At 65.3% G+C, this 13,837-nt stretch carries 13 protein-coding genes; 7 read left to right on the top strand and 6 right to left on the bottom strand.

Annotated features, from left to right (window positions below):
* Positions 1-11: 11 nt before the first annotated feature.
* From AC25ND_RS22890 to AC25ND_RS22875, 4 genes are all read right to left on the bottom strand, one after another.
* Positions 12-2,495, bottom strand: coding sequence for a TonB-dependent siderophore receptor (locus AC25ND_RS22890; RefSeq protein ID WP_486972399.1), 2,484 nt, complete (start codon positions 2,493-2,495; stop codon positions 12-14).
* Positions 2,496-2,606: 111 nt separating this feature from the next.
* The gene (locus tag AC25ND_RS22885) at positions 2,607-3,542 is read right to left on the bottom strand and encodes a FecR domain-containing protein (RefSeq protein WP_182323924.1); all 936 of its coding nucleotides are present in this window, start codon (positions 3,540-3,542) and stop codon (positions 2,607-2,609) included.
* A 10-nt stretch (positions 3,543-3,552) separates the two neighbouring features.
* Positions 3,553-4,053: a sigma-70 family RNA polymerase sigma factor gene (locus AC25ND_RS22880; RefSeq protein ID WP_028690778.1), complete on the bottom strand. Its 501-nt coding sequence runs from the start codon at positions 4,051-4,053 to the stop codon at positions 3,553-3,555.
* Between the two features lie 129 nt (positions 4,054-4,182).
* Positions 4,183-4,755, bottom strand: a complete 573-nt coding sequence (locus tag AC25ND_RS22875; RefSeq protein ID WP_028690779.1) for a LuxR C-terminal-related transcriptional regulator — start codon at positions 4,753-4,755, stop codon at positions 4,183-4,185.
* Between the two features lie 141 nt (positions 4,756-4,896).
* Here AC25ND_RS22875 and AC25ND_RS22870 point away from each other — a divergent pair, with 141 nt between their 5' ends.
* The 5 genes from AC25ND_RS22870 (at position 4,897) to AC25ND_RS22850 (ending at position 10,051) form a co-directional block, all read left to right on the top strand.
* The gene (locus tag AC25ND_RS22870) at positions 4,897-6,075 is read left to right on the top strand and encodes an acetyl-CoA acetyltransferase (protein ID WP_069016596.1); all 1,179 of its coding nucleotides are present in this window, start codon (positions 4,897-4,899) and stop codon (positions 6,073-6,075) included.
* 2 nt (positions 6,076-6,077) lie between these two features.
* On the top strand, positions 6,078-7,619 hold the full coding sequence (locus AC25ND_RS22865) for a class I adenylate-forming enzyme family protein (RefSeq protein WP_062360334.1): 1,542 nt from the start codon (positions 6,078-6,080) through the stop codon (positions 7,617-7,619).
* A gap of 43 nt (positions 7,620-7,662) precedes the next feature.
* Positions 7,663-9,000, top strand: a complete 1,338-nt coding sequence (locus AC25ND_RS22860; RefSeq protein ID WP_051555681.1) for an MFS transporter — start codon at positions 7,663-7,665, stop codon at positions 8,998-9,000.
* Positions 9,001-9,090: 90 nt separating this feature from the next.
* Positions 9,091-9,726 carry a LysE family translocator gene (locus AC25ND_RS22855; RefSeq protein ID WP_062360332.1) on the top strand — a complete coding sequence of 212 codons (636 nt, stop codon included), beginning with the start codon at positions 9,091-9,093 and terminating at the stop codon, positions 9,724-9,726.
* A gap of 28 nt (positions 9,727-9,754) precedes the next feature.
* Complete coding sequence (locus AC25ND_RS22850; protein WP_028690783.1) at positions 9,755-10,051, top strand: DUF3144 domain-containing protein; 297 nt, start codon at positions 9,755-9,757, stop codon at positions 10,049-10,051.
* A 56-nt stretch (positions 10,052-10,107) separates the two neighbouring features.
* Here the strand turns inward: AC25ND_RS22850 and AC25ND_RS22845 are convergent, their stop codons facing one another.
* Positions 10,108-10,896: a formate/nitrite transporter family protein gene (locus AC25ND_RS22845; protein ID WP_028690784.1), complete on the bottom strand. Its 789-nt coding sequence runs from the start codon at positions 10,894-10,896 to the stop codon at positions 10,108-10,110.
* A 266-nt stretch (positions 10,897-11,162) separates the two neighbouring features.
* Here AC25ND_RS22845 and AC25ND_RS22840 point away from each other — a divergent pair, with 266 nt between their 5' ends.
* Positions 11,163-11,972: a DNA-binding protein gene (locus AC25ND_RS22840; protein ID WP_486972400.1), complete on the top strand. Its 810-nt coding sequence runs from the start codon at positions 11,163-11,165 to the stop codon at positions 11,970-11,972.
* Between the two features lie 104 nt (positions 11,973-12,076).
* Entirely contained in the window at positions 12,077-12,970 is an 894-nt protein-coding gene (locus tag AC25ND_RS22835) for a sterol desaturase family protein (RefSeq protein WP_028690785.1), read from the top strand.
* Here AC25ND_RS22835 and AC25ND_RS22830 read toward each other — a convergent pair.
* Positions 12,953-13,639, bottom strand: coding sequence for a helix-turn-helix domain-containing protein (locus AC25ND_RS22830; RefSeq protein ID WP_062360329.1), 687 nt, complete (start codon positions 13,637-13,639; stop codon positions 12,953-12,955). The genes AC25ND_RS22835 and AC25ND_RS22830 overlap by 18 nt on opposite strands.
* Positions 13,640-13,837: the final 198 nt, after the last annotated feature.

The following is a 13,837-nucleotide window of genomic DNA, read 5'->3' as shown; positions in this document are numbered from 1 at the left end:
TCCTGCCCCCATCAGAAACTCCCCTTGAGCGTCACCATGAAGTTGCGCGGCTCACCATAGTAGTTACCCCAGCCAGTAGCCCCCACGGTCGAGTAATAACGCTTGTCCAGCAGGTTGTTGCCGTTCAGCGCCAGGCTCCAGTGCTCGTCGAGGCGGTACTGCACGCGGCCGCTCCACAGGGTGTAACCCGCCTGCTCGATGCTCAGGTTGCCCTGGCGGCGGAAGTTGTCGCTCTGGCTGGAAACCCCGGCGCCGACGGTCCAGCGCTCGAGCGCGCCGTCCAGCTGGTAGTCACCCCAGACCTTGAGCATGTGCCGCGGGATGAAGCTGGAGCTGAAAGTCAGCTCGGTCGGGTCGGTCTGGTTGATGGTGTTCAGGTACTTGGTCTGGGTGTAGGTGTAGCCCGCCAGCAACTGCAGGCGTTCGATGGGCGAGCCGCTGACCTCGGCCTCGAAGCCCTGGGCGCGGACCTTGCCGCTGTCGGTGTAGCAGTACTGGTCGCCCGAGCCCAGACAGGTGTCGGCGAAGTCGGTTTCGGCGCGGTGCTCCTCGACCGTGCGGAACAGGTTGAAGGCGGTGTTCAGTGCACCGCCGAACAGCTCCCCTTTGATACCCAGCTCGTAGTTGGCGCCGGTCTTGGGCTGCAGGGCCTGGCCCTGGGCATTCACCAGATTGCTCTGCGGCTGGAAGATGTCGGCGTAGCTGGCGTAGACGGTCCACTCATCGTTGAGGTCGTAGAGCACGGCGGCGAAGGGCGTGACCTGGCCGTTTTCCTGGCTGCGGTTGTGTACCCAGTAGTCCCAGGCCTGGGTGTAGGAATCGCTCTTGTTGCGGTACCAGCTCACCCGCGTACCGAGCACCAGTGTCACTGGCTCGGCCAGCTTCAGGCGCAGGGTGGCGTAGGTGCCGTACTGGGTGGTGGTGGAGTCGGTGGGGACGCTACCGCCGCGGCTGGGAGCGCTCAGGAACGCGTCCTTGGACGGATGGGGGAAGGCCGGGGACGGATCGAACGGGTTCTGGGTACCGCTCAGGCCCATCAGCGCGAAGTAATCGTGGGTCTGCTGGCGGCTGGCGTTGGCGCCGACGATCAGCTCGTGCTCGAGGCCGAACGCCTCGAACTTGCCGTCGAGGTAGCTATCGAAGCCGTAGTCATCCTGGTCGTAGTCGAACCGCCCGGCATAGCGGCGGATCCCGGCGCTGCCGGCGCCCACCGGCACCGCGCCCTCGGCGTAGCCGTACTCGATGTTCTGGTTGTTGTGGGTGTAGACCGAGGCAAAGTTCAGCGTCCAGTCGTCGTTGAAACGATGCTTGAGGTCGGCGAAGCCGGTGGTGCGCTGGCTTTGCTGGTCGTTCCAGCTGGCGCCCAGGCAGGTGGAGCGCGACAGCTTCAGGTCGCTGCCGTCGGCGTAGCGGGGCAGGCCGTGGTAGCAGGGCGAGGCGTCGACGTCTTCATAGGCAAGGCCCACGCCCAGGGTGGTGTCGGGCGTCACGTCCCAGTCCAGGGCGCCGTACAGCACCTGATCCTGGCGCTTGGCGTTGTCGTAGAAGTACTGGCGATCCTGCAGGGTGGCCACGGCGCGGCCGCGCACGGTGCCCGATTCGTTGAGCGGGCCGCCCACGTCCACCTGGCCACGGTAGTTGTCCCAGGTGCCGGCGGACAAGGTTAGCGTGGTGTGGGCCTTGTCCTGGCCGCGCTTGCGCACGAAGTTGACGCCGCCGGCGGAGGAGCCGGAGCCCTTCATCATGCCGGCCGCGCCCTTGAGGATCTCGACCCGGTCGTAGAAGGCCATGTCGCTGGAGAAGCTGTTGGCCTGCACATAGTTGCCGCCCACATCCAGCGGCACGCCGTCGTACTGGTACTGGCCGTCGAGGTTGAAGCCACGGGAGTAGAAGTACTTGCCGCCCATGGGCGAGTCGTAGACGGTGATGCCAGGGGTCTTGTCCAGCACCTGCTCGAGGGTGTTGAGGTTCTGGTCGTCGAGCATCTTGCGGGTCATGACGGTTACCGACTGCGGCGTCTCCTTGAGGCTGTGCACGCCTTTGCCGATGGTCACCGCGCGCGCGGCGTAGGACTGGGTGCCCTCGCTGGTGGCATCGAGGCGATTGGCGTCAATGGTCAACGGGCCCAGTTCCATCGCCGTTCCGTTGTCGGCCGGGACCAGCACATAGCCGCCGTTGCCCTGGCGCTGGGCTTGCAGCCCGCTGCTGGCGAGCAGGCGCAGCAGGCCTGCCTCGACGCTGTAGCTGCCGTCGAGCCCGGCGGTGCTGAGGTGGCGGGTCTGCTCGGTGTCGAACGAGATGGTTACCCCCGCCTGCACGCCGAACTGGGTGATCGCATTGCCCAGGGGGCCGGCGGCGATATGGTAGGTGTTCTGGCTGCTGGCCATGGCATGGGCCGGCGCGAGCAGCGCGCAGGGCACGCTGGCGAGGGACAGGCCAAAGGCGAACCGGCGGACGGCCAGGCGCAGGCGGGCGGTGGGGTGGGGAGCGGGCATTGGGTGATCCTTGCGTGTCATGGCGGAAAGTCGCTGTCGTCGCGGCTTGTGTCATGGACGGACGAGAATCGAAATCAGCAAGATTGCGGAAAACTTTTTTTCGTGCAGGGCTCAGGCAGGCTCCACGCTGACCCAGTAGCGGCTCAGGTAGCGCACCTTCACTGGCAGGGATTTGGGCAGGTTCGCCAGGGCGATATCGGTGTCGTCGATGGCGAATGAGCCGGAGATACGCATGCCTTGGATGGACGGCGCGCAACGCAGTAGGCCAGGGCGGTAGCGGCCCAGTTCGGCGATGAAATCCCCCAGGCGCCAGTCGTTGACGCTGAGCATACCCTGGACCCAGGCCGCGGAATCAGCGGGCAGGGGCTGGGTACGGCCGATCACGTCGCGATCAAATCCGGCCTGCTGGCCGGCGTCCAGGCGCAACACTTGGTCGGGGTGGCGTTGCGGGCGTATCTCGACGGCGGACTGCAACACTCCGACCTGTGTCTGCTGCGCTGTTTGGCGCACATTGAACTGCGTGCCTAGCGCCCGCACGCTGCCGTTGTCGGTGTGCACGATGAACGGGCGGCGGGCGGCGTCACGGGCGGTACTGATAAGGATCTCGCCGCGATACAACTGGATCGCCCGCACGTGGGCGTCGAAGTGCACGTCAAGTGCGGTGTCGACGTTCAGCTCCAGTTGCGAACCGTCGTCCAGGCGCAGTGAGCGCCGCTCTCCGCTGCCGGTGCGCTGCTGAGCGAGCAGGGCGCGATACTGCACCTGTTCGCTGGCCAACCAGGTACCGCCACCGACCGCCAGCAGCAGTCCCAGTACCTTGAGCACTTCGCGGCGTTGCGCCTGAGCCGCGCCCAGGCCTGCCAGCGCAGCCTGGCGCGGCACCGTTGACCACTGGCGTTGGAGTTTCTCCACCCGCGACCAGGCTTCGGCATGCGCAGGGCTTGCCGCCAGCCAATCGCGCCAGGCCTGGATCCGTGCTGTGTCGCCAGCACCGTCATTGAGTTGCACGTACCAGGTCGCGGCGGCCTCGAGGGTCTTCAGGTCCACTGTTCGGCGCTCAATTGTCGACCACCAGCAGGCAGCGGGTCATGGCCCGGATCAGATGGTTCTTCACCGTGGTCACCGAGACGTCGAAGCGTTCGGCGACCGCCGCATAGGTCAGCCCCTCCAGTTGCACCGCGAGGAAGATGTCGCGGGTCCTGGGACCGAGTTCGTCGAGCAGTGCATCGACCGCTACCAGCATCTCGATAATCGACAGGCGAATCTCCGGCGACACTTCGACCAGCTCCGGGCGCAGGGCGAGGGCCTGCAGGTAGGCCTGCTCGATGGCGCGGCGACGAACCTTGTCGATCAGCAGCGCGCGGGCGATGGCGCTGAGGTAGCTGCGCGGCTCGCGGATGGGCGTCTGGTTGCGGGCGGTCATGACCCGCAGGAAGGTGTCGTGGGCCAGGTCGGACGCATCGGCGGCATTGCCCAGGCGCGCGCGCAACCAGCTTTTCAGCCAGCCGTTGTTTTCGCTGTATAGCTGGTGAAGCGCCGAGCGGTCGAGCGTCGACATAGGGCGAGGTCCATGATGTAAATGGTAATTGCTCGCATTGTCTCGGTGTGGTGAAGGGATTGCAATAGCTGGGGCTGCAACGCAGCTCCAGTGGCTGCTGTGAAGCACAAGCTGGTTCCTGGCCCTTGATCAGCTGATGAAGATGATCTTCGAAACCAACTCCGCGCTGTTCTTGGCCTGCAACTTCTTCATCAACCGTGCCCGATGCACTTCCACCGTCCGATGCGATATCCCCAGCTGCCGCGCCACTTCCTTGCAGGTCAGCCCGTTGACAATATGCAGCGAGATCTCACGCTCCCGTGGTGTCAGTTGCACCGTCGGCGCCGGCTGTCGGTCGAGCCGTTCGAAATGCCAGATCATCAGCTTGAACGGATCGTCCACCGTCAGCGTGAAGCCCTGGGCCCTGGCCCAGAACACCTCGCCGTTGCGGTGCTGCATGAAGCGTTCGTCGGAATAGAAAGCGCCCAGCCCGTTGCGCAGCCAGTGCTCGCTGCGTTCGCCGATGCTCTGGTAGTCGGCGTGGGAGGGATAGAGCAGCAAGGTCAGATGCCCGCGCAGTTCTTCGCGGGTATAGCCGAACAGCCGGGCGAAGGCCTCGTTGCAGTCGAGCATGCGTCGGTGGCCGGTGATCAGCTGTGGCGCGGGTGAAACCTGGAACGCCAGGCGTTCCAGGTCCGGGGAGGCGTGGGTGGGTACGGTCATCAGGCTTCCTGCCTCGGTGCTTGGGGGCATGTCCCGTACGGCTCACTACTTACTCGCGTACGTAGTTGCCCCAACTAGCGTGGGAATCGGGTACTGCCACATTGTATGCAATACCCGCTTCAAGGACAGAAGAAAACCACCATGCTCCACGATTCCATCTCCATCGTTGCCGCCGCGCACAGTCCCTTCGGCCGCCTGGATGGCCTGAACCTCGAGGACCTGATCGTCCAGGTCACCCGCGATGCCCTGCAGGATGCGGCCATCGACGCCGCCGAGATCGACGCGCTGTTCCTCGGCCACTTCAACTCGGGCCTGGTGGCCGACGGCTTCCCGGCCTCGCTGATGCTGCAGGCCGATCCGCAACTGCGCTTCAAGCCCGCCACCCGCTGCGAGAACGCCTGCGCTTCAGGTTCGGCGGCGATCCAGGCCGGGATCAACGCAATTCGCAGCGGCGCCGCCGACCTGGTGCTGGTGGTCGGCGCGGAGAAGATGACCGGCAACAGCACGGTCGAGGTCACCCGGGCCCTGGCCGGTGCCGGCTACCAGAACGCCCTGGCGGAAGCCGGGCTGAGCTTCGCCCAGCTGTTCGGCCAGGTGGCGCAGCAGTACACCGAGCGCTACCACAGCCCGCTGGCGTCGATGGCCGCCATCGCCGTGAAGAACCACGCCAATGCCATGGGCAACCCGTTGGCGCAGATGCACCGGGTGATGGACTTCGAACACTGCAACCAGGTGTCACCCAGCAATCCGCTGATCGCCGCGCCCCTGCGCCTGACCGATTGCTCGCTGATCAGCGACGGCGCGGCGGCGATCATCCTGGCCTCGCCCGAGCGTGCCCGGTCGATGCGGCGCCAGGTGGCGATCCGCTCGATGGTCCAGGTCAACGACTTCCTGCCACTGTCGCGCCGCGACATGCTGGCCTTCGAGGGGCCGCAACGGGCGATCCACGGGGCGCTGCGCGAGGCAGGGGTGACCCTGAACGACCTTAGCTTCGCCGAGGTGCACGACTGCTTCACCATCGCCGAACTGCTGATCTACGAAGCCATGGGCCTGGCGCCAAGGGGCGAAGGGCACCGAGCGCTGGACGACGGCATCGTGCGCCAGGGTGGACGGCTGCCGGTGAACCTGTCCGGCGGGCTCAAGGCCAAGGGCCATCCGGTGGGCGCCACCGGGGTGTCGATGCATGCCCTGGGCTTCGCCCAGTTGACCGGCAAGCCCATCGGCCTGGGCGTGCCCAACGCCGAGTTCGGCTTGCTGTTCAACATGGGCGGCATGGCGGTGGCCAACTATGCCAGCGTGCTGCAAGCCGTCAGGGTCTGAGGATGAACATCGCTCATTGGCTGCAGGATGCGGCCCAGCGCTGGCCCGAGCGCCCGGCGCTGTTCGAGGGGGCGCGCCAGGTCGCCGACTACCGGACGTTCGCCGCCCGGGTTCGGGCGCGGGCGCTGGAGCTGCGTCACGCCCATGGCATCGAACCGGGCGACCGGGTGGCGCTGCTGTTGAAGAACAGCTGCGCCTACCTGGAACTGCTCTACGCCATCTGGTGGAGCGGGGCGGTGGCGGTGCCGATCAACAGCAAGCTGCATGCCCTGGAAGCGGTTTGGATCGTCGGTAACGCCGGAGCGCGCCTGATCCATACCGACGAGGGCGAGGTCTTCGCCGGCGCGCCCCTGCCGGACGGTTGCCGTGAGCTCGCCGTGCCTGCCCTGGCTGCGCCCGGCGCGCTCGACAACGATGAACTGGCGCAGCCGCATCCGCGCCAGGACAGCGACCTGGCCTGGCTGTTCTATACCTCCGGCACCACGGGGCGGTCGAAGGGTGTGATGCTGTCCCATGGCAACCTGATCGCCATGTCGCTGTGCTACCCGCTGGATGTCGACCCGGTGAGCGCCGGCGATGCCGTGGTCTACGCTGCGCCAATGTCCCATGGCGCCGGGTTGTACAACTTCATCCACGTGCGTTGCGGCGCCCGGCACGTGGTGCCGTTGTCCCGGGGGTTCCAGGCCGCCGAGCTGTTCGGCTTGGCGCAGACGCTGGGGCAGGTCAGCCTGTTCGCCGCGCCGACCATGGTCAAGCGCATGGTCGAGCAGGCCCGCCAGCAGGGCTATGACGGCGGGGGTATCAAGACCATCGTCTATGGCGGGGGCCCGATGTACCTGGCCGACCTCACCGAGGCCCTGGACACTTTCGGCCCGCGGCTGGTGCAGATCTACGGCCAGGGCGAATGCCCGATGACCATCAGCGCGCTGTCGCGTGAGATTATCGCCGACCGCGCGCAAGCAGGCTGGCCCGCCATCGCCGCTTCGGTGGGGCGGGCGCAGTCATGTGTCGAGGTGCGTGTGGTGGATGGCGCCGGCCAGCCGCAGGCGGCCGGCGAACCCGGCGAGATCAGCGTGCGTGGGCCGGTGGTGATGCAGGGGTACTGGGACAATCCGCAGGCCACCCAGGCGACCCTGGTGGACGGCTGGCTGCGTACCGGCGACATCGGTTACCTCGACGAGCGCGGTTACCTGACCCTGACCGACCGCAGCAAGGACGTGATCATCTCCGGTGGCAGCAACATCTACCCGCGCGAAGTCGAGGAAGTGCTGGTCCAGCACCCCGAGGTGTTCGAGGCCTGCGTGGTGGGCGAGGCTGACGCCGAATGGGGCGAGTCGGTGGTAGCCTTCGTCGTGCCGCGCACGCCAGGCAGCCTTGATGCCCAGGCGCTCAACCAGTGGTTCCTGGCGCGCATGGCCTCGTTCAAGAAGCCGAAGAAGTACCTGTTCTGCGCCGAGCTGCCGAAGAACAGCTACGGCAAGATTCTCAAGACCCAGGTGCGCCAGTGGCTGCAGGAGCCCGACGGGGCGTTCGCCCGCCACTGACCCGCCACTTTTCATGGAAAGCACCACGACAGGAGTTCCCGACATGGGCATGTCACCCGGCAACACCCAGCGCCAGCGGCGCCGCGCCTTTATCGGCGCCACCACCGGCCACTTGATCGAGTGGTACGACTACGGCGTCTACGGCTTCCTGGCCTTGTATATCGGCAAGGCCTTCTTCGTCTCCGACGACCCCACCAGCAGCCTGCTGGCGAGCTTCGCGGCCTTCGCCCTGAGCTTCTTCATCCGCCCGCTGGGCGGGTTGTTCTTCGGTCCGCTGGCGGACAAGATCGGCCGCCGCCGCACGCTGATCACGGTGCTGGTGATGATGGCCGGCTCTACCTTCCTGCTCGGTCTGCTGCCGACTTACGCCAGCATCGGCATCGCCGCACCGGTGATCCTGGTGCTGATCCGCTGCGTGCAGGGTTTTTCCGCCGGGGGGGAGATCGGCACCATCACCAGCTTCATCTCCGAGTACGCCGGCCCTGGTCGCCGCGGCTTCGCCACCTGCTGGCTGATGGTCACCGCGGTGCTTGGCCTGCTGCTGGGCGGCGCCGTGGCCAATGGCATGACCTGGGCGCTGGGCGCCGAACTGATGCAGGACTGGGGTTGGCGGATTCCGTTCCTGATTGCCGGCCCCCTGGGTTTCATTTCGCTGTACATTCGCCTCAAGCTCGAGGACAGCCCGGAGTTCCTCGCCCTGGTGGAAGCCGGGCAGACTTCCAAGGCGCCGCTGCGCGAGGTGTGGCAGTGGAAGCGCTCGATCGCCCTGGTGTTCTTCATCATCACCCTGCACAGCTCGATCTTCTACCTGGTGCTGACCTTCGCCTCGACCTACATGTCCAACACCTTGAAGTTCGACAGCGGCACCACCTTGCTCTACGTGTTCGTCGCCAGCCTGTCGGCGGCGCTGGTGATGCCATTCGGCGGCGCCTTTACCGACCGCTACGGGCGCAAGCCATTCCTGATGGTGATCGGTACACTGGCGACCCTGGCCATGTACTGGTTCTTCAAGACCGCGCCCGGCGCCACCCCGGCCACCTTGTTCTGGCCGTTGATGGCGGTGGCGATCTTGTTCGGGCTGTACGCTTCGTCGACCTACGCGCTGATGAGCGAGCTGCTGCCGACGCGCATCCGTTCCACCGGCATCGCCATGGCCTACAACATTCCGGTGGCGGTATTCGGCGGCAGCGCGCCGCTGATCTCCACCTGGCTGATCAAGGTGACCGGAGATATCACCGCGCCGTGGTATTTCTACGTGGGCACCGGCGTGGCGTCGCTGGTGGCGCTGGTGGTGTTGCGTCAGGAGGATTTCGTGGCCTGTAGCATTGATGCGCAACAGCGGGGCGGGGACGCCACGGGCCGATCCCCAGCCTTGAGCTGACACACGAAACACCTGTCCTTCGCCTTTCCGCTGGGCGCAGCATCCTGTTACAGTCGCCGCCTCACGCTATCGGTCCGGGGATGTACAAGGATGTCGCTTCACGATTGGTTCGGTTTTGTCGTTGTCTCGATGCTGGTGACCCTGTCGCCAGGACCCGGGGTCATCATGGCCCTGTCCAATTCGTTGTCCCACGGACCGAGGCGGGCGATGCTCGGTTCATTTGGCAACGCCTTCGGCCTGCTGGTGGTCTCAACCGCCACCAGTGCCGGCCTTGGGGTGCTGCTGCAGTCATCGGCCACGGCCTTCCTGCTGCTCAAGGTGCTGGGCGCGAGCTACCTGATCTACCTGGGCATCAAGCAGTGGAAGAGCCGCAGCAGCGCCTTCGACCAGCTGGAGCAGCCGGCCAAGGGTATCGCCAGCAATCGCCGGCTGCTGTTCAATGGCGTGACGGTGGCGCTGACCAATCCGAAAGCGATCCTGTTCTTCGCCGCTTTCCTGCCGCAGTTCATGCGCACCGGCCACGGCGCCGAGGGCCAGCTCGCCCTGTTGGTAGTCACCTTCGCCCTGTGCTCGATGCTGTCCCACGCTTTCTACGTCACCCTGGCCCAGGCCTTGAAAAACCAGCTGGCCGCGCCAAGCCGCGCGCGCTTGATGAATCGCCTGTTCGGCGTCTCGTTCATGACGCTGGGTGCCAGCCTGTTCACCGTTCAGGCCAAGACGGCCTGAATTCAACCTTTCCAATAGGTAGATCTCCATGGCACAAGCCACCGACCAGGCTTTCTACGACCGCGCCGACGCGCATATCGAACTGGCCAACCAGCAGATCGAAAAGCTTGAGGATCTTGGCAAGGTCAGCGCTTCGCTGACCTTCGCCGCCAGTCGCTTCAATGCCTGGATGACCGCGCGCAGCTTCAAGTCCGCACAGGAAATGGCCGCTGCGCGGGAGGAACTGCTGAAGTACTTCTGCGAGCAGTACCGGATGATGCTCGAGGACAACCTCGATGAGCATATCCAGCACTTCGACCGCTACGTGCTGGGCCAGGACAGCTGAGTCATCCGTCGCCAGGCCGTGCAGCGCTTCGCCGGCGCCACGAGGGCTGAAGTCGGTTACTGCAGCGCGCCCTGTTCCTGCGCCGGTACACCAAACGAGACGTAGTAGGCCAGGCCGACAAAGATCGCGCCACCTACGGCGTTGCCCAGGAATACCGCCGCCAGGTTTTCCAGCAACTGTCCCCAGCTCAGGTAACCGGCAAAGATTGCCGCCGGGATCAGGAACATGTTGGCCACCACGTGCTGGAAACCGATGGCGACGAAGGCCATGATCGGGAACCAGATGCCGAGGATCTTGCCGCTCATTTCACGGCTGGCGTACGAAAGCCACACCGCCAGGCACACCAGCCAGTTGCAGCCGATGCCGGAGACGAAGGCGTGAAGGAAGTCGGCGCTGACCTTGCTGGTCGCGCCCGCCAGGGTCTTGCCCAGGTACGCTCCCTCGGTCAGCCCGAGCAGATGACCGAAGCAATAGGCGACGAACAGCGCGCCCAGCAAGTTCGCCAGGGTCACCAGGGCCCAGTTGCGCGCGACCGCCCACAGGCGGATACGCCCGGCAAACATCGCCAGGGGCAGGCTCATCATGTTGCCGGTGAGCAGTTCACCTCCGGCCAGGATCACCAGGATCAGGCCGATGGGGAACACCGCGGCGCCCAGCAGGGTGCCGAACGAGGCCCATGGCGTGGGGATCATGGTGCTGACGTGGATTGCCAGCAGGAAGCCCAGGGAAATAAATGCCCCGGCCAGGAATCCGAGGATCAGGGTGGCGCGGGTGGGCAGATGGGCTTTGCGGGTGCCGGCTTCTATGACCAGCTCGGTGATCCGGGAGGGGGTATTCACAGACATTATCAACAACTCGAACGCAAGGACGGTGGCTCAGGCCGCGGGTCGGGGTTTGGCAGCAGGGGGGGGAGCTGCGAAGCGGGCGGCACGTTAGCTGAGGCAATTTGACGCGGTCAAATCGATAGGCTGGATGAGGTGATAGATCTCATCTATGAGGGCTGGGTATCCAAGCGGATTGCTATCGACGCGCTTGAAAAGGCACTGTGGAGCAGGCAGTATTCACCGAAATTACATGGTACATTCCATGGTATGTAACGGTGGAGTGAGCAATGGCGCGTATAGGCATCGACAAGGCATCTGTTTACCAAGCGCGGCAAGCGCTGATGGCCCGGGGTGAACACCCTAGTATCGATGCGGTACGTATCGAACTGGGTAATACCGGGTCCAAGACCACCATTCACCGCTACCTGAAAGAGCTTGATCGCCAGCCGGCGCAAATGCTAGGCAGCACGGCGGCGCTAAGTGAGCCCCTGGGGCGATTGGTCGAGCGACTGGCGGCGCAATTGCAGGAGGAAGGACAGGCGCGCATCGACGCCGCTGAGGCCGCCGCAGAGGCCCGTTGCGCGGCGATGCAGGCTGAGTTGCAACTGGCTCAGCGTGACCTGGCCAACGCGTTGCGCCAGGTGGAGCGCTTGAGTGGTGCGCTGCACGCCGAGTCAGAACGCCTGGTCTCCTGCCAGGCCAGCCTGCAAACCGAACAACTGCGCAGTGCTGGTCTGAGCCAGTCCCAGGGCGAATTGCAAGCGCGCTTGGCAGACAAGGACGAGCAACTGCGCGCCAGCCTCGAACAGCGCCAGCAGGAGCAACGCCGGAACGAGACCCAGGTGCGACAGTTGCAGGGGCAATTGCAGACCTTGCAACAGGGGGCCATCGCTCGTCAGGACGAGGTGACCCGCCTGCACCGCGACAATGAGCGCCTGCTCGCCGAGCAGCGCCAGGCAACGGCCCAGAGCCGGTTGCTGGACGAGCAACTGCAGCAGCGTGACGCCCAGGTGCAGGGCTTGCGAGCGATACTGGCGCAGGCCCAGGGCGCCAATGACGAGATGCGCCGTCAGTTGGCGACGCGAAAAGGCGAATGATCGCAGGCTGCCTGCTGGCCTGAGGCAGCGGATGCGCCGTTCGTTCAAGCGCCTGATTCAGTTGCCGGGCAACACTGGGGCTCCATCCATGTTCGGAGCCTTCCATGCGCATCCTCTATGCCCCATGCTTTTTCCTCGGGTTCATCGCCACCGCCGTATGGCTGATCAACCTCGGTGCCGACATCCTCTGGCTGTTGCCCCTGCTCGGCGTTGCCATCTTGCTGTCATTCACCTGCGAAGCGCTGTACCCCTACAAGCCCGCCTGGAGCGAGGCCGGCGGGGAGGGCGGACGCGATGGCCTGCACGCGCTGGTCAACGAAACGCTCAATGTCGCCAGTATCGCCGTCATTCCTCTGTTTGCCGGCTGGCTGCCGGCCAGCAGCCTGTGGCCCAGCCACTGGCCGGTAATGTGGCAATTGCTCCTGGCGCTGCCACTGGCCGACCTGGGCATCACCCTTGTGCACTACGCCAGCCACCGCAGCGCGTTACTCTGGCGCCTGCACGCGGTGCATCACAGCGTGACCCGGCTGTACGGTTTCAATGGCCTGATGAAGCATCCGCTGCACCAGTTGGCCGAGGCCCTGGGCGGTGTGGTGCCATTGTTGCTGCTGGGTTTGCCACAGGATGTCGCGGCGCTGCTGGCGTTCAGTATCTCGGTGCAGTTGCTGCTGCAGCACAGCAATGTCGACATGCGCATCGGTGGCCTGCGCCATCTGTTCGCCTGGGCGCCCGTGCACCGGCTGCACCACCTGAAGTACGGCAGGCTGGGCGACGTCAATTTCGCCCTGTTCTTCCCGCTGTGGGATCGCCTGCTGGGGACCGCGCTGCACCTGCCGGACTATGGGCTGGCCGATGACGACATGGGTATCGGCGATCGCCCGGACTACCCGCAAACCTACCTGGCACAGCTGTGTGAGCCGTTTCGACCGGCGGCCACGGCGCAGCCGCCAGCGCCGCTGCCACGCGGCCTGCGCCAGGCCCTAGATCAGCGCGTCTGAACGCAGGTGGCGCAGGGCGTCGCTGGCGCGAATACCGAACTGCTGACGCAGGCTGCGGGAGAGGTGCGCCGAGTCGGCAAAGCCCGCGGCCATGGCCGCCTCGGTCAGGGAGGCACCGGCCAGCGCCTGGCGCAGGGCTTGGCGCAGACGCTGCCACAGCACCAGGCGTCGTACCGACAGGCCGAGGCTGCCGCTGAACAGGCGCTCCAGTTGGCTGATCGACAGTGCGGCTTCCTGAGCCAGTGCCGTGGCTGGCAGGCGCTGCTCGTCCAACGCCCGGATCCGCGCAAGGGATCGTGCCAGACGCGGGTCCAATGGGCGGCGCGGCGCCTGACGCAACGCCTGGGCGAGACCGGGGATATCACGGGGCGCCTGTTGGCAGACGTCGAGCAAAGTTTCCAGGGTAAACGCCAGGGGCTCGGCAAACAGAGTGATGCAGGGCGCCTGACGCTCGGGGATGGCGTGGGGCTGCAGCGACTCGATGGCCAGCGAACGGCCGCAGCGCTTTTCGCCGGCGATTTCTACGCACAGCTCGCCCTCGAGGGACAGCAGCACCTGATGGGCATAATGGGCGTGGACGCTGGTTCGGCCCGGCGTGCCGAGCAACAGGCAGTGGTCATCGGCCAGCCAGAGTCGACCTCGCCAAGCGCTGTCCTGTCGTTCGTTCATCCCAGGCTTCCTATCCGTATTGGTCCATAAACACTCATGCGAGTGGATATCGTTCAAAGGCCGATTATGCTTGAAGTGACTTGCCGCGATTCGGGGCCGATGCCTCGTCGTGTTTCGCGCAGCCTGTAATGCCCTTGGGCCTGGGTGCGTGCTTTGGGATCTGATGGAGCACTCCGGTCTACCCCAACCAGACGGAGG

Source organism: Pseudomonas sp. P110(2024) (genome assembly GCF_057480795.1).
This window is presented reverse-complemented; position numbering and strand designations above follow the sequence as displayed.

What these genes read in the sequence shown, in the direction of transcription:
- AC25ND_RS22890 (WP_486972399.1), bottom strand. Translation starts at nt 2,495, where the DNA reads ATGCCCGCTCCCCACCCCACCGCCCGCCTGCGCCTGGCCGTCCGCCGG.
- AC25ND_RS22880 (WP_028690778.1), bottom strand. Translation starts at nt 4,053, where the DNA reads ATGTCGACGCTCGACCGCTCGGCGCTTCACCAGCTATACAGCGAAAAC.
- AC25ND_RS22875 (WP_028690779.1), bottom strand. Translation starts at nt 4,755, where the DNA reads ATGACCGTACCCACCCACGCCTCCCCGGACCTGGAACGCCTGGCGTTC.
- AC25ND_RS22870 (WP_069016596.1), top strand. Translation starts at nt 4,897, where the DNA reads ATGCTCCACGATTCCATCTCCATCGTTGCCGCCGCGCACAGTCCCTTC.
- AC25ND_RS22865 (WP_062360334.1), top strand. Translation starts at nt 6,078, where the DNA reads ATGAACATCGCTCATTGGCTGCAGGATGCGGCCCAGCGCTGGCCCGAG.
- AC25ND_RS22860 (WP_051555681.1), top strand. Translation starts at nt 7,663, where the DNA reads ATGGGCATGTCACCCGGCAACACCCAGCGCCAGCGGCGCCGCGCCTTT.
- AC25ND_RS22855 (WP_062360332.1), top strand. Translation starts at nt 9,091, where the DNA reads ATGTCGCTTCACGATTGGTTCGGTTTTGTCGTTGTCTCGATGCTGGTG.
- AC25ND_RS22850 (WP_028690783.1), top strand. Translation starts at nt 9,755, where the DNA reads ATGGCACAAGCCACCGACCAGGCTTTCTACGACCGCGCCGACGCGCAT.
- AC25ND_RS22845 (WP_028690784.1), bottom strand. Translation starts at nt 10,896, where the DNA reads ATGTCTGTGAATACCCCCTCCCGGATCACCGAGCTGGTCATAGAAGCC.
- AC25ND_RS22840 (WP_486972400.1), top strand. Translation starts at nt 11,163, where the DNA reads ATGGCGCGTATAGGCATCGACAAGGCATCTGTTTACCAAGCGCGGCAA.
- AC25ND_RS22835 (WP_028690785.1), top strand. Translation starts at nt 12,077, where the DNA reads ATGCGCATCCTCTATGCCCCATGCTTTTTCCTCGGGTTCATCGCCACC.
- AC25ND_RS22830 (WP_062360329.1), bottom strand. Translation starts at nt 13,639, where the DNA reads ATGAACGAACGACAGGACAGCGCTTGGCGAGGTCGACTCTGGCTGGCC.